This window comes from Superficieibacter sp. BNK-5 (genome assembly GCF_047456055.1).
GTDB lineage: Bacteria > Pseudomonadota > Gammaproteobacteria > Enterobacterales > Enterobacteriaceae > Superficieibacter.
Window position 1 is genome coordinate 1530037 of sequence record NZ_CP179893.1, and the last position, 19146, is coordinate 1549182.

General features: G+C 55.9%; 15 protein-coding genes. 7 read left to right on the forward strand and 8 right to left on the reverse strand.

Features of this window, described 5'->3' with window-relative positions; all coding sequences use genetic code 11:
* Positions 1–23: 23 nt before the first annotated feature.
* From lldD to ACMGGS_RS07395, 7 genes are all read right to left on the reverse strand, one after another.
* Positions 24–1214: an FMN-dependent L-lactate dehydrogenase LldD gene (gene lldD, locus ACMGGS_RS07365; protein WP_414165588.1), complete on the reverse strand. Its 1191-nt coding sequence runs from the start codon at positions 1212–1214 to the stop codon at positions 24–26.
* The gene (gene lldR, locus ACMGGS_RS07370; RefSeq protein ID WP_414165589.1) at positions 1211–1987 is read right to left on the reverse strand and encodes a transcriptional regulator LldR; all 777 of its coding nucleotides are present in this window, start codon (positions 1985–1987) and stop codon (positions 1211–1213) included. The genes lldD and lldR overlap by 4 nt, the downstream gene beginning before the upstream one ends.
* Complete coding sequence (gene lldP / locus ACMGGS_RS07375; protein WP_414165590.1) at positions 1984–3639, reverse strand: L-lactate permease; 1656 nt, start codon at positions 3637–3639, stop codon at positions 1984–1986. Before lldP ends, lldR begins: the two co-directional genes overlap by 4 nt.
* Positions 3640–3982: 343 nt before the next feature.
* The gene (locus ACMGGS_RS07380) at positions 3983–4345 is read right to left on the reverse strand and encodes a YibL family ribosome-associated protein (RefSeq protein ID WP_194207552.1); all 363 of its coding nucleotides are present in this window, start codon (positions 4343–4345) and stop codon (positions 3983–3985) included.
* Positions 4346–4402: 57 nt separating this feature from the next.
* Complete coding sequence (gene mtlR / locus ACMGGS_RS07385) at positions 4403–4990, reverse strand: mannitol operon repressor MtlR (RefSeq protein ID WP_414166220.1); 588 nt, start codon at positions 4988–4990, stop codon at positions 4403–4405.
* Positions 4990–6138 carry a mannitol-1-phosphate 5-dehydrogenase gene (gene mtlD, locus ACMGGS_RS07390; RefSeq protein ID WP_414165591.1) on the reverse strand — a complete coding sequence of 383 codons (1149 nt, stop codon included), beginning with the start codon at positions 6136–6138 and terminating at the stop codon, positions 4990–4992. Before mtlD ends, mtlR begins: the two co-directional genes overlap by 1 nt.
* Positions 6139–6258: 120 nt before the next feature.
* The gene (locus ACMGGS_RS07395) at positions 6259–8172 is read right to left on the reverse strand and encodes a PTS mannitol transporter subunit IICBA (protein ID WP_414165592.1); all 1914 of its coding nucleotides are present in this window, start codon (positions 8170–8172) and stop codon (positions 6259–6261) included.
* A 587-nt stretch (positions 8173–8759) separates the two neighbouring features.
* Here ACMGGS_RS07395 and ACMGGS_RS07400 point away from each other — a divergent pair.
* From ACMGGS_RS07400 to ACMGGS_RS07420, 5 genes are read left to right on the forward strand one after another with little or no spacing between them, the layout of a single operon-like run.
* Positions 8760–10298, forward strand: a complete 1539-nt coding sequence (locus ACMGGS_RS07400; RefSeq protein WP_414165593.1) for a PTS transporter subunit EIIC — start codon at positions 8760–8762, stop codon at positions 10296–10298.
* A 13-nt stretch (positions 10299–10311) separates the two neighbouring features.
* Positions 10312–12039 (forward strand): sulfatase, encoded by a 1728-nt coding sequence (locus tag ACMGGS_RS07405; protein ID WP_414165594.1) that lies wholly within the window; start codon positions 10312–10314, stop codon positions 12037–12039.
* 12 nt (positions 12040–12051) lie between these two features.
* Positions 12052–12915 (forward strand): aldose 1-epimerase family protein, encoded by an 864-nt coding sequence (locus tag ACMGGS_RS07410; RefSeq protein WP_414165595.1) that lies wholly within the window; start codon positions 12052–12054, stop codon positions 12913–12915.
* A gap of 56 nt (positions 12916–12971) precedes the next feature.
* Positions 12972–13853, forward strand: coding sequence for a MurR/RpiR family transcriptional regulator (locus tag ACMGGS_RS07415; protein ID WP_414165596.1), 882 nt, complete (start codon positions 12972–12974; stop codon positions 13851–13853).
* Positions 13854–13904: 51 nt separating this feature from the next.
* Complete coding sequence (locus tag ACMGGS_RS07420) at positions 13905–14513, forward strand: glutathione S-transferase (protein ID WP_176920054.1); 609 nt, start codon at positions 13905–13907, stop codon at positions 14511–14513.
* A 60-nt stretch (positions 14514–14573) separates the two neighbouring features.
* Here ACMGGS_RS07420 and ACMGGS_RS07425 read toward each other — a convergent pair whose 3' ends face one another.
* Complete coding sequence (locus ACMGGS_RS07425; RefSeq protein WP_414165597.1) at positions 14574–15479, reverse strand: hypothetical protein; 906 nt, start codon at positions 15477–15479, stop codon at positions 14574–14576.
* 237 nt (positions 15480–15716) lie between these two features.
* Here ACMGGS_RS07425 and selA point away from each other — a divergent pair, with 237 nt between their 5' ends.
* Together selA and selB are read left to right on the forward strand one after the other, a co-directional pair.
* Positions 15717–17096 (forward strand): L-seryl-tRNA(Sec) selenium transferase, encoded by a 1380-nt coding sequence (selA, locus tag ACMGGS_RS07430; protein ID WP_414165598.1) that lies wholly within the window; start codon positions 15717–15719, stop codon positions 17094–17096.
* Positions 17093–18940, forward strand: a complete 1848-nt coding sequence (gene selB / locus ACMGGS_RS07435) for a selenocysteine-specific translation elongation factor (RefSeq protein ID WP_414165599.1) — start codon at positions 17093–17095, stop codon at positions 18938–18940. The genes selA and selB overlap by 4 nt, the downstream gene beginning before the upstream one ends.
* Positions 18941–19146 lie beyond the last annotated feature (206 nt).

The window sequence follows — 19146 nt, forward strand, 5'->3', positions numbered from 1 at the left end:
CGAAAGGGTTGAGGTGAGGGGAATTACGCCGCATCTCCGTGTGTCATCGGTGCAAGGGCGTTGGGCAGCGCTTTGCCCAATTCATGCACCAGCGAATCCTGTGTGATCTCTTTAATCGACTTCGCCCCGGTCAGCGTCATTGCTACGCGCATTTCTTTCTCAATCAAATTCAGCAGATTGGCGACGCCCGCCTGCCCGTGCGTCGCCAGCGCATAAAGATACGCGCGACCAAGCAGCACGGTATCCGCACCCAGGGCGATCATCCGCACCACGTCCAGTCCGTTGCGGATACCGCTGTCAGCGAGGATCGCAATATCGCCTTTTACCGCGTCGGCAATAGCGGGCAGGGCGCGCGCGGAGGAGAGCACGCCGTCAAGCTGGCGACCGCCGTGGTTGGAGACCACGATCCCGTCAGCGCCAAAGCGTACCGCGTCGCGGGCATCGTCCGGGTCAAGGATCCCCTTGATCACCATCGGCCCGTCCCAGAACTCGCGGATCCACTCAAGGTCTTTCCAGGAGATAGAGGGATCGAAGTTATTGGCCAGCCAGCCGATATAATCTTCCAGCCCGGTCGGTTTGCCGAGGTAGGCCGAGATGTTCCCTAAATCATGCGGACGACCGTTAACGCCCACGTCCCATGCCCACTGCGGGTGGGTTACCGCCTGCCAGTAACGGCGCATCGCGGCGTTTGCGCCGCTCATGCCGGAGTGGGCGTCACGATAACGCGCGCCCGGCGTTGGCATATCCACTGTAAAGACCAGCGTGGAGCAGCCCGCCGCCTTTGCCCGCTCCAGCGCATTGCGCATAAAACCGCGATCGCGCAGGACGTAGAGCTGGAACCACATCGGGCGCTTAATGGTCGGCGCGACCTCTTCAATCGGGCACACCGACACGGTAGAAAGCGTAAATGGAATGCCTTTCGCGTCCGCTGCCGCTGCCGCCTGTACTTCCCCACGACGGGCGTACATCCCGCACAGCCCGACCGGAGCCAGCGCAACCGGCATAGAAAGTGTCTCGTTAAACAGCGTAGTCTCAAGGCTCAGATCGGACATGTTCTTCAGCACGCGCTGACGCAGGGCGATCTGCGACAAATCTTCGACGTTGCGGCGCAGGGTATATTCGGCATAGGCACCGCCGTCGATATAGTGGAACAAAAACGGCGGCAGGATGCGTTGAGCGGCAGCGCGATAGTCGCTGGCGGCGGAAATAATCATGATTTGTTCTCCCTTGAATTATCGTTCTGATCGCCGGGCAGGCGGGTAATACGCGCCTGGCGGGCCTGATCTTCATCGAAGCGTTTAATCGTGGTATGGACGAATTTGAGGTGCGCCATCATCGCCTTGCGCGCGGCATCGGCGTCACCGGCGAGGATCGCCTCCATCACCGCCTGATGCTGCTCGGTCAGGCAGGCGAAAACGGGCGGAACCAGATACATGCGCTGGCGACTCTGTTTAACAGAGGACTGCAACAGGTCAAAAAAGCCGCGCATAGTTTGCAGCAGCACGACGTTATGGGAAGCCTCGGCAATCGCGAGGTGAAAACGGACATCTGCCTGCGAAGCCAGATCCGGGTCATCGCCGAGCGTGGCTTCAAAGCAAAGCTTAATCTTCTCTTTGTCCGCGCTGGTCGCACGTAGCGCCGCGTGCCAGGCGGTGCTGGCCTCAATCGCATGACGCGCTTCCAGAATGTCGAAGCTGTAGTCCGGGTCATCCGCGAGCAGCATTTTTAGCGGCTGAACGATATTTTGTTCAGTCCAGTTTTCATGCTGCCAGCGCACAAACGTGCCGCCGCCGCGACGACTCAACAGTAGCCCTTCGCTGTTAAGCCGGGCGATGGCCTCGCGCAGAGAATTACGTGAGACCCCAAGCTGGACGGCGAGCTGGCGCTCGGCGGGTAAACGCATACCCGCCTCCAGCTGTTGTTCTTCGATCATTGCCCGCAGACGGTCGGCAACATCGTCTGCCAGGCGTTTAGGCATGATTATCACGGGATCATCCAGGTTAAGACATAGGCCTGAAGCGTAGTGATCACGCCCACCATACAGGTGAAAATCAGGCTATGTTTGACGGTAAAGCGGAACAGATCTGACTCCTTCCCGACCAGCCCCACTGCCGCACAGGCAATGGCGATGGACTGCGGAGAAATCATCTTGCCGGTGACGCCACCGGTGGTGTTAGCGGCGACCAGCAGAATATCCGATACCCCGATCTGTTGCGCAGCGGTGGCCTGCAGCGCGGCAAACAGCGCGTTCGACGACGTATCCGAACCGGTCAGGAATACCCCCAGCCAGCCGAGGAACGGCGAGAAGAAGGTAAACGCGTGGCCGGTATGCGCCAGAGCCAGCGCCAGCGTGGACGACAGGCCGGAGTAGTTCGAGATAAACGCGAAGGCCAGCACCATGCCAATTGAGTAAATCGGTAACGCCAGCTCTTTCAGCGTGCTGCCGAAAGTGTGCAATGCCGCACCCGGCTTCATCTTTAACCAAAGGATAGACAAGAACGCGGCAAACAGGATCGCCGTGCCGGTGGCCGAGAACCAGTCGAATTTATATACCGCAGCATACGCGGTGGCTTCGTGGACTACCGGCGGCATCCGGGCAACCAGTTTATCGAGGAACGGCACCGGAATGTTGATCACCCAGTTGTACATCGCACCGCCTGGCGCAAATAACGCCTTGAACGGCGGAATGCTCCACAGGGTAACCGTCGCGGTCAGAAACAGAAACGGCGACCAGGCACGCAGGATCTGCCCAGGCGTGTAGCGGGTGCGTTCAAGCGAAGGATCGACCTGCGCTGCCCCCATATCACCAAAGCGGAAAATCCGCACCGGCTTCCAGCGTTTAAGAAACAGCGTCAGGCAGACCAGCGACACCAGTGAAGAGATGATGTCCGGCAGTTCCGGGCCAATAAAGTTAGAGCTTAAATACTGCGCGATGGCAAACGAGCCGCCTGCCACCATCACCGCCGGCCACGTCTCTTTCACCCCGCGCCAGCCGTCCATAATTGCCATGATCCAGAACAGCACGATAATCGTCAGGAACGGCAACTGGCGACCAACCATCTGGCCAATTTCAAAACTGTCCAGTCCCGTCACCTGTCCGGCGACCAGAATCGGAATACCCATCGCGCCAAAGGCCACCGGCGCGGTGTTTACTATCAGGCACAGTCCGGCGGCGTACAGCGGATTAAAGCCGAGGCCAACCAGCAGCGCAGCGGTAATCGCCACCGGCGCACCAAAGCCTGCCGCCCCCTCCAGAAACGCGCCGAAAGAGAAGCCGACAATCAGCATTTGCAGACGCTGGTCCGGCGTAATCGACAGAATTGATGAGCGGATAATGTCGAACTGACCGGTTTTCACTGAAATCTTATAAACAAACACCGCTGCGATGATGATCCAGGCAATCGGCCACAGCCCGTAGAAGAAGCCGTACACCACCGAGGCCAGCGCGCGATCGACCGGCATTTTGTAGAAGAACAGCGCTACCAGCAGGGCGATAATCACGGTATAGGTTGCCGCAAGATAGCCTTTCAGCTTGAGCTTTATCAGCGCAAAAAAGAAAAAGAGAATCGGAAGCGAAGCGATCAGGCTTGAGAGCCAGATATTGCCAGCCGGATCGTAATTCTGTTGCCAAAGGTTCATGCAGGTCTCCTGAGGCCCACCGTTACGCCAACACAGTGAGTCTGCGCTCATTGCTGCGTCACATTCTGTGTAAAGGTGGTCCTGCCAATATGAGGGTTTAGGGTCACGACCTTGAAAGGTTAACTAAATGTTATGTGTAAGCAACGTATGTGTGAGTAAAAATTAAGGAATTGTGAAGTACGGGAGGGTTGAAGGGGTAATTGGTAGGGCCAATAAGAAAGGTATTGGTTTATAAGCCAGGCGTGTAGCATTTTCATTCAGGTATAATGCCAGCCATGATATTTCGATGAGGTTTATCAGGGATAAGCACAATACAGTGGCATTGTGCTTACCAGGCAAACGATCAGAATTCGTTTTTCGCAAACCCCGTCACTTCTTTCAGCCCCATCTCACGCCCCAGCGCGGTCATCGGGTGCACGACAATCAGCCCGCGGACGCTTTTCTTCAGCTTGCCCATATCGGCCTGCTCTTTTTTAGTGATGGCGCGGCGGAACGGTAATTTGCTCAGCTTTTGCGCTTCGACACTCAGCTTCTGGCCGTGGACTTCACGCAGGCGGGCGATTTCCGTTTCCAGGGTCGCTTTCTCTTTTTCCAGTTCGGCGTATTTTTCAGCGTCCTCAACCAGCGACAGATCGGCCTGCTGGTGGCGGATGAGATCGAGGCGATCGCTCAGGCGTTTAATTTCGTTCTTTTCGACTTCTTTCATAACAAATTGACTCTGAATCAGGGTGATTGCGCTAAGGATACACCAATGTGCGCGAGGTTACTTCTGAAAGGCTTTTTTTAAGCTGATGCGGGAGATCAGCTCGGTCAGGGAAAGTACCATCGTGGAACGTACAACCTGCTGATAACGCTGGATTTGCATCGCCAGAAGTTCCGCATCGCTGTCGTCAAACTGGGGAGCCGGGGGGAGGGCGGTGACGCAGTGCAGCTCGCCAAACGGCCCGAGGATCTCGTCGTCGGTAAAGGTATATTCGTTACCGTCGTGATTCAGTTCTTCGCGCAGCGCCATCAGCAGTTCAGCATCTTCATACTCAGGTCGGCTTATCACGCCAAGGCCGTAGATAAGCTTCAGACGCACGGAGAGATCGCCCAGCGGACCATTACCGTCCAGCAGCGGTTCAACCGCATATTTCACCGCGTAGTCGTCTTTGCGGAATACCTGCATAACCAGAATATTGACCGCTTCGGTGAGGAGTTCAACGGCGGCAATCAAAAAGCTTCTTACGGTTTTGCCAGCATTCAGACGCTCAAGCACACGGTTTTCAAAGGCCTGGGTTTCTTCCATTATTGCCTGCATATCTGACAATCTAAAAGGTTGGCGCAGAGTAACCTGCGCCAGATCGGTCATCATTTGGTGGCGTTGTATTCAGCTACGGCTTTCTCAACGGCTTCGCTGTTAGCATCAAGGCCAGAAAGCTGCGCGAGCGCGTCCTGTGGACCTTTTGCATCGATCAGCGCGGCCAGTTCCTGCGCCTGCGGATCTTGTTCGCTACGGTAATGCATCGCGGCGGCAATCCCTTTCACCAGGTTGGCGTGCGGCAGATGATATTCCAGCGTACCCAGCAACGGTTTGATCAAACGATCGCCCGCGCTCAGTTTACGCAGCGGCTGGCGGCCTACGCGCTCAACGTCATCTTTCAGGTACGGGTTTTCAAAGCGGCCGAGGATTTTGTGAATGTAGGCCGCGTGCTTATCGGCATCGAAACCGTAGCGCTTGATCAGCACCGCGCCGCTCTCTTCCATCGCGCCCTGTACCACGGTGCGGATTTTTTCATCCAGAATGGCGTCGCGGATGGTCTGGTGCCCGGCGAGTTGACCGAGGTAGGCGGTGATAGCGTGGCCGGTATTCAGGGTGAACAGTTTACGTTCTACGAAGGCCATCAGATTGTCGGTGAGTTCCATACCTGGAATGGTCGGCAGGTCGCCTTTAAACTGGGTTTTATCAACAATCCATTCGCTGAAGGTTTCAACGGTCACTTCCAGCGGATCGTTGGTCGCGGAGGCGGACGGTGGCACGATGCGGTCAACGGCGGAGTCAACAAAGCCGACGTGTTCTTCAACCCAGGCTTTATCTTCTTCTGCCAGCGCGGCGAAGACATGACCTTTCAACTGGGTAGTGCCGCGCACCATATTTTCACAGGCGATAATGTTCAGCGGCGCAGAGACGCCCTGCGCTTTACGTTTCAACAGACCTTTGGCAATGGCCGGGGCGATACGCTCAAGCACCACCGGACCCACGGCGGTAGTGACCAGATCGACCTGAGCGACCAAATCAACCACCTCGTCACCAATGCTGCTGACGGCATTCACGCCGGACACGGTATCCACCTGCTCATTTTCGCCGACAACATGAACCTGATAGCTATGACGGGCATTCAGGGCGTCGAGAACCACCTGGTTTACATCAGCAAACGTCAGGGTGATCCCCGCGTCGGCAAGCAGTTTGCCAATGAAGCCACGACCGATGTTACCTGCGCCAAAATGTAATGCTTTCATAGAAATAACCTTTCTCAATGTTTTTACCCGAGAGGGCTGGGGTGAGGCGCTTACCTCACCCTAACCCTCTCCCAAAGGGAGAGAGTCAGAACCGCGCCTCCGCAGAGACGCGGACAAACGTTACTTAGTACCTGCCAGCAGCGCCAGCACTTCGTCAACGCTCTGGGTGTGCGTCAGACGTTCGATGACCGTTTCGTCATCCAGCGCATTGGTCAGGCTGGTAATCACCTGCACGTGCTCGTTATTGCGAGCGGCGATACCAATCACCAGACGGGCGATGTCATCTTCGTCTTCGCCGAAGCGAACACCCTGCGGATACTGGCAGAATACCACACCGGTTTTCAGCACGCGGTCTTTCGCTTCGATCGTACCGTGCGGTACGGCGATGGACTCGCCCAGATACGTTGAGGTCAGCTTCTCGCGGTCCAGCATCGCCTGAACGTATTCAGGTTCAACGTAGCCGCCTTTCACCAGTTGCTCGCCGGCAAACAGAATCGCTTCTTCTTTGGTGGCTGCAGTGCGACCGAGGAAGATGTTCTCCGCGCCCAGTTTGAACAGGTTGTTATCCGGCTGATCAAAACTGTCCTGCAGGCTGGATCGAACTTTAACTTCGTTGTCCGTATGACGCTGTGCCGCCACCAGACGCTCGGTCAGGTTGGTATACAGGCCGCTGTCGAGGAAGTTGGTCAGCGAAATGTGCTGCGCCTGCGGAACCTGGCGCATCGCACGCTCGGTCAGATCGCGGTGGGTGATGACCAGGTCAACATCCGGCGGCAGGCTGTTAATCGCGCTGTTAGTAACAGAGATTTGGCTCAGACCCGCATCCTGCACTTTCTTACGCAGTACGCCCGCGCCCATAGCACTGGAACCCATACCGGCGTCGCAGGCCACGATGATTTTACGCACGTGGCTCAGGTCGTTAGTCACATCGCCCGTTGCCAGCGGCGTTGCGCCTTTAGACTGGGCTTTCATGTCCTGTACGCGACGCGCTGCCGCTTCGATATCGTCTTCTTCTTTCACTTTGCTGGTTTTCAGCAGGATAGCGGAAACCACGAAGGAAACGATCAGCGCGGCAAGAATAGCGGCGATGTTAGCAAAGTAAGCGCCTTTCGGTGTCATCGCCAGTACGGCCAGGATGGAACCCGGAGACGCCGGAGAAACCAGACCGCCGTTCAGCATGGTCAGGGTGAACACGCCAGTCATACCGCCGAGGATAACGGCAAGCAGCAGACGCGGATTCATCAGCACATACGGGAAGTAGATTTCGTGGATACCACCCAGGAAGTGAATGATAGCCGCACCGCCCGCAGACTGTTTAGCGCTGCCGCGACCAAAGAACATGTACGCCAGCAGAACGCCCATCCCCGGACCTGGGTTAGCTTCGATCAGGAAGAAGATAGACTTGCCGAGGTCGTGAGACTGCTGAATACCCAGCGGCGAGAAGATACCGTGGTTGATGGCGTTATTGAGGAACAGGATTTTCGCTGGTTCAACAAAGATAGACGCCAGTGGCAGCATTTCATGCACCACCATGAAGTTAACGCCTGCCGCCAGAACTTTGGACAGGACTTCAACCGCAGGGCCGATGCCGAGGAATGCCAGAATCGCAAGGATCATACCGATGATGCCAGCGGAGAAGTTATTCACCAGCATTTCAAAACCGGACTTGATCTTACCGTCTACCCACATATCAAAACGTTTGATCGCCCAGCCGCCCAGCGGACCGGCAATCATTGCGCCGAGGAACATCGGCATATCGGCACCGACGATAACGCCCATGGTAGTGATAGCGCCGACCACGCCACCACGATCGCCGCCAACCAGACGACCACCGGTATAACCGATGAGTAGCGGCAGCAGATAGGTGATCATCGGGCCAACCAGTTTCGCCAGCGTTTCGTTAGGCAACCACCCTGTTGGAATAAATAACGCGGTGATAATACCCCACGCGATAAACGCGCCGATATTTGGCATCACCATGTTGCTGAGGAAACGACCAAAGCTTTGCACTCTGATCTTGATATCGGATGACATAAAACACCCCTTCTTATGTGTACTGTCGCGAGGCTGGAAGCCCGAGTTTTTTGTTAATATGGCGGCAGAGGTAGCCGTACCCTGTTGATAATGCGAAATCTGGCACTTAAACGGTCAACTGTCCAGAGAGCACCTTTTTATGTGATGTAGATCACCTAAATGCAGGGGGTTAACGGCTGTTTGTAGTGATTTAGATCACAAATAGTATGTGTAAAAAAAGAACACAGCACTAAAAAAGGCCACCATCCGGGCGTTAATGTGATGTTAATCACATTTTTTATCTCCCTCTTTGTCAATTATTTGTGAGTTAGATCACAAGATATTTTTGTCAGGATTTTTCCGAGTGTGATCAAACGCAAATTGCGTCTGCGGTTAAAATTTACGCTGTAATTTTCTTACCGACTGCCCCGCCAGTGAAACCATCGCCATAAAACATGTCATTCCAATGACAGAGAAAAAATTAGTGATATGGCTCACTAATCTCATTACCCGGTGTTGGCATTTTGAACAAATGATCGGAATAATAGTTTCATAAAATATTTTATAAGTTGAAACTTTAATTTCTTACGTCAACACCAGGGATCGCTATGAGCAAATTATTTTCCGGAGCACAAAATCTGGGTAAATCGTTTATGCTGCCCATCGCCGTTTTACCCGCAGCGGGGATGTTGCTGGGGTTTGGCGGCGTCTTTACCAACCCGGTAACCATCTCCACCTATGCTTTTCTCGACAATAACGTCGTGCAGGCTATTTTCACCGTCATGAAACTGTGCGGCAGCGTGGTGTTTGATAACCTCGCCCTCCTGTTCTCGGTGGGGATTGCGGTCGGACTGGCGCGTAGCGATAAAGGCACCGCCGGTCTGGCTGCGGTACTCTGTTTTCTGGTGATGAATAAAGCCATCAACGCGTCGCTCTTACTGACGGGAACGCTGGAGACGGATAACCTGGCGGCCGCAGGGCAGGCGAGCGTGCTGGGAATCACTACCCTGCAAACCGGCGTCATGGGCGGCATTATGGCGGGCCTGCTCACCTCATGGGTGCATGCGCGTTACGGTAAAACCGAACTGCCCACGCTGCTGGCCTTCTTCAGTGGTTCACGCTTTGTGCCTATCGTGACCTCCTTTTTTGCCATTTTTCTGGGCGTCGCGCTTTTCTGGCTGTGGCCGCCGATCCAGACCGGCATTAGTCATATGGGTGGGCTGGTGGAAAAAACGGGATATGTTGGCACCCTGTTTTACGGCATGATCCTCAAATGTCTGATCCCGCTTGGCCTGCACCATCTTTTTTACCTCCCGTTCTGGCTGACCAGCGTAGGCGGCGAGGCGGTGGTAAATGGTCACGTTGTTGAGGGCACGCAAAAAATCTTCTTTGCGCAACTGGCCGACCCGACGGTGACGCAGTACTACATCGGCGTCTCACGCTTTATGGCCGGACGTTTTGCCGATTTCATGTTTGGTCTGCCAGGCGCGGCGCTGGCGATTTACCAGTGCGCGAAACCCGAAAATAAGAAGAAAGTGGCCAGCCTGATGCTCTCGGCCGCGCTGACGGCGTTTGTCACCGGCATCACCGAGCCGCTGGAGTTCGCCTTTATGTTCTGTGCGCCGCTGCTGTATGCCGTTCATATCGTGCTGACCGGTGTGGCGTTCATGTGCACTCATATTCTGGAAATTACCGTCGGGCAGACGTTCTCCGGCGGGCTGGTTGATTTCCTGCTGTTTGGCGTGCTGCAAGGGAATGCCAAAACCAACTGGCTACTGATGCTGCCGCTGGGCGTTATGATGTTCTGCCTCTACTACTTTTCGTTTCGGTTTCTCATTCAGTGGCGACAGCTCAAAACGCCGGGTCGCGAAGAACAGTCAGATGATGCGCCGGACGTCGCGGTGTCTGGCAGCGCCCGGGCGGCGGGTATTGTTGAAGCGCTTGGCGGTCGGGCCAATATTGTGGATGTAGATTGTTGCGCCACGCGCCTTCGCGTGACGGTAAATGTCCCCGAGCAGGTAAAAATAGATGATTTTAAGGCGCTGGGCAGCCGGGGGGCGTTTATTCGCGGTCAGGGCGTACAGGTGGTCTATGGCCCGCACGTCACCCTGATTAAAAACGAAGTCGAAGAATTGATCGGTTCATAAAGAGAGACGTCTTATGAAAGCAGTAATGTTGATGTTTGATACCCTGGCACGCAACCATCTTGCACCCTATGGCGGCGACGCGATTACGCCCAACTTTACCCGTCTGGCGCAAGAGTCCACCCAGTTCGACAACTTCTACGTCGGTAGCATGCCCTGTATGCCCGCGCGCCGTGAGCTGCATACCGGTCGTTATAATTTCCTGCACCGGAGCTGGGGGCCGCTGGAGCCGTTCGATTTCTCCGCCATGCAGGCGTTGCGCCATAACGGCGTACATACGCATATGGTCACGGATCATAAACACTACTGGCGTGACGGCGGCGCAACCTATCACACGCGCTACTCGACGTTTGAATTTATTCGCGGTCAGGAAGGTGACTGCTGGAAAGGACAGGTCGAAAAACCTGCTATCCACTGGCAGGGCAATGAGGATGAAGAGACGCTGCGCCGCCGCGCCGGACGAATGACGCAGGACCTGATCAACCGGAAAGCGATGCCGACGCAGCAGGAGCACTTTACCCATCGCACCATCAGCGCCGGGATGGAATTCCTCGATACCAACCACGATCAGGACAACTGGTTCCTGCAAATTGAATGTTTCGATCCGCATGAACCCTTTTTTGTGCCCGAAAAGTATCTGGCGCAATACGGCTGCAAACCGGACGAATTTGACGGCTGGGTACCCTATTATTGCGGCGCACCGGGCGGAAAAGAGGATGATAAGGCGCGCAAGTTCTACCAGGCGCTGATGACCATGTGCGATGACTATCTCGGTCAGGTGATGGACAAGCTTAAGGCGTTAGATCTCTGGGACGACACGCTATTTATTGTCTGCACCGATCATGGTTTTCTGCTCGGCGAGCACGACTGGTGGGGCAAAAACATCATGCCCGTCTATAACGAAATCGCCAATACGCCGTTCTTTATCCGCGATCCGCGTAGCCAGGCGCAGGGTGAACGGCGCAGCGCGCTGGCGCAAACCATCGATATCCCGGCGACGCTGCTGGACTATTTTGAAGTGCCGCGTCCGCAGACGATGACCGGCCAGTCGCTGCGCCCGGCCATTGAGCGCGATGACGCTATCCGTGATTATGCGCTGTTCGGCTATTTCGGCGGCCATATCAATATTACCGACGGCGAGTACGTCTACATGCGCTGTCCTCGTGAGCAGGACAAGGCGCATCTGTTCGAATACACATTAATGCCCACGCGTATTGATAGCCCCTTTAAACTCAGCGAGTTAAACAATATCCGTATTCATCCGGGCTTTGACTTCACCCAGGGCGCACAGGTGATGCAGATCCCGGCCTCTTTCGGCTATCTGAATCCGTGGCGCTTTGGCGACAAGCTGTTTGATGTCAAACAGGATCCGGGGCAGCATCAGACGCTGGAAAATACCGCTTTATCATTACATTACGCGCAGGCGATGATCCCCATGATGCAGCAGCATGATGCGCCGCCAGAACTGTATACCCGTTTCGCCCTCGATTCGCTTAACGCCGACGATGACCGCCTGTTCGCACAGCGGATCAATGCGAAGGTGGCAGGTTATCGCTGTGCGCACGCGGGTATCGGGGAAGCATTAACGTTTCTGCTGCGTAATGGCGCTGATGCGTCGATGGTGTCCCGTCAGGCGGATCCGCTTGAAGAAACGGATATTTATGCCCTTATTGATCGCTGCTTTACGGGTGACAAGCATCGCGCAATGGTTTATCAGACGCGGCTGCTGCTGCGCACGGCATAGGGAAGCATAAGCATGACGTGGCAGCTGGAGAACGCGCGATTTCAGGTCAGCGTGAACCCGACGGGGGCTGAGCTTACCCGGCTATGGGACAAACACACGCAGCGTAACTGGATGTGGCAACCGCAGCCGGACATATGGAACAACGTCGCCACGCAGCTTTTCCCGGTGGTGGGGCAGCTTATCCACCACGGGCTGTGGCAGGGTGAACGTTTTTTCCCGCTCACCGCCCACGGATTTCTGCGCCATCACCTGTTCCGCTGCTGCGAGCAAAGCGCGACGCGCCTGGTGATTGAGGCGTGCGATAACGACGACTCGCGCGCCGTCTGGCCCTTCGCATGGCGGATGCGCATTACGTGGCAACTGACCAATGACGGACTGGAAATCCGCTGGCAGGTACATAACCCCGGTAATGCGCGCTGGGGATATTCGCTGGGCTGGCACCCAGGGTTTGCTTTGCAGATCGCCAGTCAGGAGGGATGGCACATCCGCTTTTCCGGCGGCGCGCCGTGCGGACCGTTTCCCACCCACCAGCGCACGCTGGTCATTGACGGCGACGCGCCAGAGGCAAAAACCTACCCGCTGACGGCGCAGGCGTTTAGCGCTGGCGCGATCTATTTTGCCGGGACGCAGCATTGCCAGATCGCGATCTGCTCCCCCTCCGGAGAGGCGCGTATTATTCTGACGACAGGCGACCAGCCCTGGCTGGCCCTGTGGGGCGTGCCCGGTGCCGATCTGCTGTGCGTGGAGCCTTTATGCGGCACCACCGATGCGCCCGATTTTGACGGACAAATCGAGCACAAGCGCGGTATTCGCTGGCTTGAACCCGCACAAACGCACATTCATCACCTCGCCATGCGCTTCCCGGCAGACAGTTGATGGGGAGACGATTACAATACCTGACTTGCCAGACGGATCGGTCAGGAGAGCCCGTAATGAGTGTGAATAAAGAAAACGTCCGCATGTACATTGCCAATATCCTCGGCGGTCTGGGCGATACGGACCGCAAAATCGCGGGCTACATTTTGCAGCGTCCTGCGCAGATGGTACAGTTACCGATAAAAAAGCTGGCGCAGGAAATCGGCGTGAGCGAGGCGACGATTGTTCGCTTCAGTAAAAAAATCGGCTATAGCGGGCTGCTGAATCTTAAGGCCGATTTAAAGCGCGAGCTGCTGGCGGAGAGCGATCTTTCTTTACCCTCGTCGCCCGATATCTTTCTCGACGACTCACGTAATGAGGTCGCCAATAAAATTGCCCTGACCATCGACACCACCGTGAAAGAAACCGTCGGCCTGCTGGATATGAAAATCGTTAAGCCGGTGGTGGAGCGTTTCTTAACCGCGCGGCGGGTGATGTTTGTCGGCTTCGGCGCATCCGGGCTGGCGGCGATGGAAGCGCGTGACAAAATGAACCGTCTGGGCATCGATTCCGAAGCGTTTACCGACCGCTTTACTATGACGCTGAAATTAGCCAACCTGAAAGCGGACGATTTTGTCGTCGCCTTCTCGCATTCGGGGGAGACGCCGGAAGTGGTTAACGCCTTTCGCCTGGCGCAGAAAAAAAGCGTATACAAACTCGCGATTACCCACAGCCCCCATTCTCCGCTTAATGAACTGGCGGATACTTTCCTGCTGACCAGCGGCAGCGCCGGGCCAATGCAGGGCGACTCCATCGCCACGCGTATTTCTCAACTCTTTATTATTGAGTTTCTCTGCACCGAAATTACGCGGCATAACCTGCGCGACAGCGCCTCTACCGGTTTATCGATTAAAGAATTATTGATAAAAGAGAGGATTAAACGCGAGACGGCGGGATGATCCCGTCATCTTCGATCATAATTACCTTTTTGTTGGCGGAAAGGAGCAGGCATGAAACTCATCGGCAGCTATACCAGCCCGTTTGTACGCAAAATTTCGGTGATCCTGCTGGAAAAAGGCATCACCTTCGAATTTATCAACGAACTGCCTTATAACCAGACGAACGGCGTGGCGCAGTACAACCCGCTGGGAAAAGTGCCTGCGCTGGTGACCGATGACGGCGAATACTGGTATGACTCGCCGATTATTGCCCGGTACATTGAGCTGTTGGATATCGCGCCAGCGCTGATCCCGAAGGAGCCAAAGGCAGCGTTGCGCATTTGCCAGCTTGAAGCGCTGGCCGACGGCATCATGGATGCGGCGCTGGTCTCGGTGCGCGAGCAGACGCGTCCGGTGGCGCAGCAATCTCCCGAGGAGTTGCTTCGCCAGCGGGAAAAAATCAGCCGCGCGCTGGACGCGCTGGAGGCTTATCTCGTTGACGGCACCCTGAAAAGCGACGAGGTAAATCTGGCGACCATCGCCATTGCCTGCGCCATTGATTACCTCAATTTCCGCCGGGTGTCGCCAGGCTGGTGCGTGGACCGGCCACAACTGGTTAAGCTGGTGGAAACGCTTTTCCAGCGGGAGAGCTTTGCCCGCACTGAGCCACCAAAGGCATAACGTTTTACACCTGACCGCGCCAGCTTGCGTGCGCGGTCAGGTGTAAACGGGTAAAGCTAACTAGTGTCCACAATTATTAAGAATGTTTTTCTGCGCGGCGTTGAAATAATAAAACGTTAAGCCGGAATAAAGTTCACCGATCGGCCCGCCTTTCCAGAAGGACATATCAATATCGATCGCCTGTAATTCATTAAGATCGATAGTTTGTGGAAATGCTTTCAGTGCGCTATTGGGGTGCGGACGTGTTATCGTGCCCTCGCTAAGCGTCATGGTTGAACCACCACTGTCATTGACATATTCGAAGTAAAGCGGCTCTGCACCCGTTTGTTTCATCCAGCTTGCGGTAACATCCGGATCTGTATTCGGGTTTGTGATGCCAAAGAGCTCCAGACGCAAAAACTTAATGTGACGCGTGGTGGTGAACAGAACAGTTTTTATATGATAAGAGCGTGGATCGCTCTCGGTATAAGACGGGATAAGACCTGAGTTAACAATAATAAAATCATCAGGATACATGCTGTTTTTGATAGTCGGATATTTACTCAGGCCCGTATTCACTTCAGCGACGAAATCACGAGGCTGAGGGGCGCAGCTCTTATTGCTGAGACAAATTGGCTGCCCAAAATAACTGCCGGTTTTTCCGGCGTCGCCCATCATGGGCGCGCCGGAGAGGATGAGCGGATAGTGCACTGGCGGCGTAACACCGAGGTAATTTTCGCCATCGCTGTTGGTGTAGAGATTGTCGTAATTTCCCGAGCCAGACATTTTCTGTGGGATATAAATCAGGTTATAGCCAATACCATCGAAGTTATCGATAATGTCAGAGGCATTAAGTGCAATGACCAGCGGTGCATCAGCGTTACAGGCAAACCCGTACTGCCCTGCTGCCTGTAGTGTGGAAGAAAAAAGCGCACAGGTGCTGAACGCTATTGCGGTCAGGCACCCTTTTTTTATAGCCGTGAGCATAGGAACCTTAGTAAGGAAATCAACAAAATATTCTTATTTTTGCACCAGACTGTACTCTTTTGTTAATTAGTATTTCTAAATAATTCATTTAGTTTTTATTTCTTGTTTTTTCTCAAAATACATTAGTGCCTGTGCTACTTGAGCCAGTGCGTGTTTCGTCTTCCCGGACTGACGTCAGGGACGAGAAAGGAATAACCTGTTAAAATGCGCTAAATATTTAACCGGTTAAACCAGCCTATGAACACTCTGTATCGCCATTTGCCCGCCATCGATCGTTTGTTACGTAGCGCACCATTTGCGCCGTTGTTAAGCGAGTTTGGCCGCACGCGCGTCGTCGCGTTGCTTCATGAACTGCAAAATGACGCCCGCCAGGCTATCCAGCATAAACAGCAACTACCTTCCTGGTGCCATGACTGGTCACAGGAAACAAGCCGTCGTCTTACTGCTGGTCAGCAGGGCGCGCTGCGTCCGGTTTTTAACCTGACCGGCACGGTGCTGCATACCAACCTGGGCCGGGCGCTTCAGGCAGAATCTGCCGTGGAAGCCGTGACGCAGGCGATGCGCTCGCCGGTGACGCTGGAGTACGATCTGGACGGTGCCGGGCGCGGCCACCGCGATCGGACGATTGCCGATCTGCTTTGTCAGATCACCGGCGCGGAAGATGCCTGTATCGTGAATAACAACGCGGCGGCGGTGCTACTGATGCTGGCGGCGACGGCCAATGGCAAAGAGGTAGTGGTATCGCGCGGTGAACTGGTGGAGATCGGCGGCGCGTTTCGTATTCCGGACGTGATGCGTCAGGCGGGCTGTGTGTTGCACGAAGTGGGCACCACCAACCGCACGCATGCAAAAGATTATGTTCAGGCCATCAATGAAAATACCGGCCTGTTGATGAAGGTTCACACCAGTAACTACAGCATTGAAGGGTTCACCAAAGCGGTGGACGAAGCGGAGCTGGCGGCGATTGGCCAGGAGCAGGGCATTCCGGTGGTAGCGGACCTGGGCAGCGGTTCGCTGGTCGATCTCAGTCAGTACGGTCTGCCAAAAGAGCCAATGCCGCAGGCGCTGATTGCCGCTGGCGTCAGCCTGGTGAGTTTCTCTGGTGACAAGCTGCTCGGCGGTCCGCAGGCAGGGATTATCGTCGGTAAAAAAGCGCTGATTGCGCAGTTGCAGAGTCATCCGCTGAAGCGCGCGCTGCGCGCGGATAAAATGACCCTTGCGGCGCTGGAAGCCACGCTGCGCCTGTATCTGCATCCGGAAGCGCTGGCGGACAACCTGCCCACGCTGCGCTTACTCAACCGTAAAGCGGAGGCGATCCATCAGCAAGGTGTGCGCCTGCGGGAACAACTCAACGGACGTTATGCCGATGAATTTGTCGTGCAGGTGATGCCGTGTTCCTCGCAAATTGGCAGCGGTTCCCTGCCGGTGGAGCGTCTGCCCAGCGCCGCGCTGACCTTTACGCCGTTCGACGGGCGCGGCGGTCGTCTGGAAGCGCTAGCTGCCCGCTGGCGCTCGCTGCCAGTGCCGATTATCGGGCGCATTTATGACGGTCGCCTGTGGCTGGACCTGCGTTGTCTTGAAGATGAACCCCGTTTTCTGGAGATGGTACTGCAATGATTATTGCCACCGCCGGGCATGTTGACCACGGCAAAACGACACTGCTGGAGGCGATCACCGGCATTAACGCCGACCGCCTGCCGGAAGAGAAAAAACGCGGCATGACGATCGACCTGGGGTATGCCTACTGGCCGCAGCCGGACGGTCGCGTGCCGGGCTTTATCGACGTTCCCGGCCATGAGAAGTTTCTGGCGAATATGCTGGCGGGCGTTGGCGGTATCGATCATGCGCTACTGGTGGTGGCGTGCGACGATGGCGTGATGGCGCAGACCCGCGAGCATCTGGCGATCCTGCAACTGACCGGCAGCCCGACGCTGACGGTGGCGCTGACCAAAGCGGATCGCGTCGACGAGGCGCGCGTTGAGGCGGTGCGCCAGGAGGTCATCAGTACGTTGCACGCGTATGGTTTTTCTGGCGCGTCGCTATTCGTGACTGCCGCCACGCAGATGCAGGGTATTGACGCGCTGCGCGAGCATCTTCTGCAATTAAGCGAACGCCCGCATCCGGAGCATCAGCGTTTTCGGCTGGCAATAGACCGCGCGTTTACCGTTAAGGGGGCCGGGCTGGTGGTCACCGGCACCGCGCTCTCCGGCGATGTACGCCCTGGCGATTCGCTCTGGCTGACCGGGGCGAACAAACCAATGCGCGTGCGCAGCCTGCATGCGCAGAATCAACCAACGGACCACGCGCACGGCGGGCAGCGTATTGCCCTGAACATCGCGGGCGACGCGCAGAAAGAAGATATCGCCCGTGGCGACTGGCTGCTATCCGAGGCACCGCCTGCACCGTCAGAACGGGTTATCGTCGAACTGCAACGCCATGCGGCGCTGAGTCAGTGGCAGCCGCTGCACATTCACCATGCCGCCAGCCACATTACCGGGCGCGTCTCCCTGCTGGAAAACAACCTGGCCGAGCTGGTGCTCGACACCCCGCTGTGGCTGGCGGATAACGACCGGCTGGTGCTACGCGATATCTCCGCGCGTGAAACGCTGGCGGGCGCGAGAGTGATTGCGCTAAACCCGCCACGGCGCGGCAAGCGCAAGCCGGAGTATCTGCAATGGCTGGCGACGCTGGCGGCGTGTGATAGCGATGCGCAGGCTCTCTCCGTGCATCTCCAGCGCGACGCCGTCCGGCTGACGGACTTCGGCTGGACGCGACAGCTTAGCCGGGCAGGACTTGAGACGCTGATTAACCGCCCTGATTATCTCCAGGCAGGCGGCTGCCTGCTGGATGCGCCGTTGGCGGCACGCTGGCAGCGTAAGCTAATGGATGCGCTGACGATTTATCACCAGCAGCATCCTGACGAGCCGGGACCGGGCCGCGAACGCCTGCGACGTATTGCGCTGCCGATGGAAGATGAACCGCTGGTGCTGACGCTGATTGAGCAGATGCGTAACGGCGGCGTGATCCACAGCCATCACGGCTGGCTGCATCTGCCGGATCACAAAGCGGGCTTTAGTGACGAACAACAGGCGATCTGGCAACGGGCCGCCGTTCTGTTCGGCGATGAACCGTGGTGGGTGCGCGACCTGGCGCGGGAAACCGGCACCGACGAGCAGGTGATGCGTGCGGTGCTACGGCAGGCGGCCCAGCAAGGGATGATTACGGCGATCGTCAAAGATCGTTATTACCGTAACGATCGCATCGTGACCTTCGCCAGTATGGTCCGCGAGTTAGATGAGCATCGCGGATCGACCTGCGCGGCGGATTTTCGCGATAAGCTCAACGTCGGTCGTAAGCTGGCGATTCAGATCCTCGAACACTTTGACCGCATCGGTTTTACCCGTCGTCGCGGCAACGATCATATTCTGCGTGATAAAGCGTTATTTATTCATGAGGAATAAGTTTATCGGTAAATAAATATCCTCCGGTGATAATACCGGAGGAGCGTTAACGGCGTATTTGTTCACGTGGCGGCTTTTTATTTTTTAACACAGGCTGAATAAGCCGACGTCACCATATTATTGTGGATGTGCGCAACCTGCCCGGCGGCGCTGCGCTTGCCGGGCCTACGATTCGCCCGTAAACCGATCCGTAGCTCCGTGCTCCG

Bases quoted from the DNA above. Each gene is read 5' to 3' on its own strand.
- ACMGGS_RS07410 (WP_414165595.1), top strand. From the start codon at position 12,052: ATGACGTGGCAGCTGGAGAACGCGCGATTTCAGGTCAGCGTGAACCCG.
- selA (WP_414165598.1), top strand. From the start codon at position 15,717: ATGAACACTCTGTATCGCCATTTGCCCGCCATCGATCGTTTGTTACGT.
- ACMGGS_RS07400 (WP_414165593.1), top strand. From the start codon at position 8,760: ATGAGCAAATTATTTTCCGGAGCACAAAATCTGGGTAAATCGTTTATG.
- ACMGGS_RS07380 (WP_194207552.1), bottom strand. From the start codon at position 4,345: ATGAAAGAAGTCGAAAAGAACGAAATTAAACGCCTGAGCGATCGCCTC.
- ACMGGS_RS07405 (WP_414165594.1), top strand. From the start codon at position 10,312: ATGAAAGCAGTAATGTTGATGTTTGATACCCTGGCACGCAACCATCTT.
- mtlD (WP_414165591.1), bottom strand. From the start codon at position 6,138: ATGAAAGCATTACATTTTGGCGCAGGTAACATCGGTCGTGGCTTCATT.
- ACMGGS_RS07395 (WP_414165592.1), bottom strand. From the start codon at position 8,172: ATGTCATCCGATATCAAGATCAGAGTGCAAAGCTTTGGTCGTTTCCTC.
- ACMGGS_RS07425 (WP_414165597.1), bottom strand. From the start codon at position 15,479: ATGCTCACGGCTATAAAAAAAGGGTGCCTGACCGCAATAGCGTTCAGC.
- lldD (WP_414165588.1), bottom strand. From the start codon at position 1,214: ATGATTATTTCCGCCGCCAGCGACTATCGCGCTGCCGCTCAACGCATC.
- mtlR (WP_414166220.1), bottom strand. From the start codon at position 4,990: ATGACCGATCTGGCGCAGGTTACTCTGCGCCAACCTTTTAGATTGTCA.
- lldP (WP_414165590.1), bottom strand. From the start codon at position 3,639: ATGAACCTTTGGCAACAGAATTACGATCCGGCTGGCAATATCTGGCTC.
- selB (WP_414165599.1), top strand. From the start codon at position 17,093: ATGATTATTGCCACCGCCGGGCATGTTGACCACGGCAAAACGACACTG.
- ACMGGS_RS07420 (WP_176920054.1), top strand. From the start codon at position 13,905: ATGAAACTCATCGGCAGCTATACCAGCCCGTTTGTACGCAAAATTTCG.
- ACMGGS_RS07415 (WP_414165596.1), top strand. From the start codon at position 12,972: ATGAGTGTGAATAAAGAAAACGTCCGCATGTACATTGCCAATATCCTC.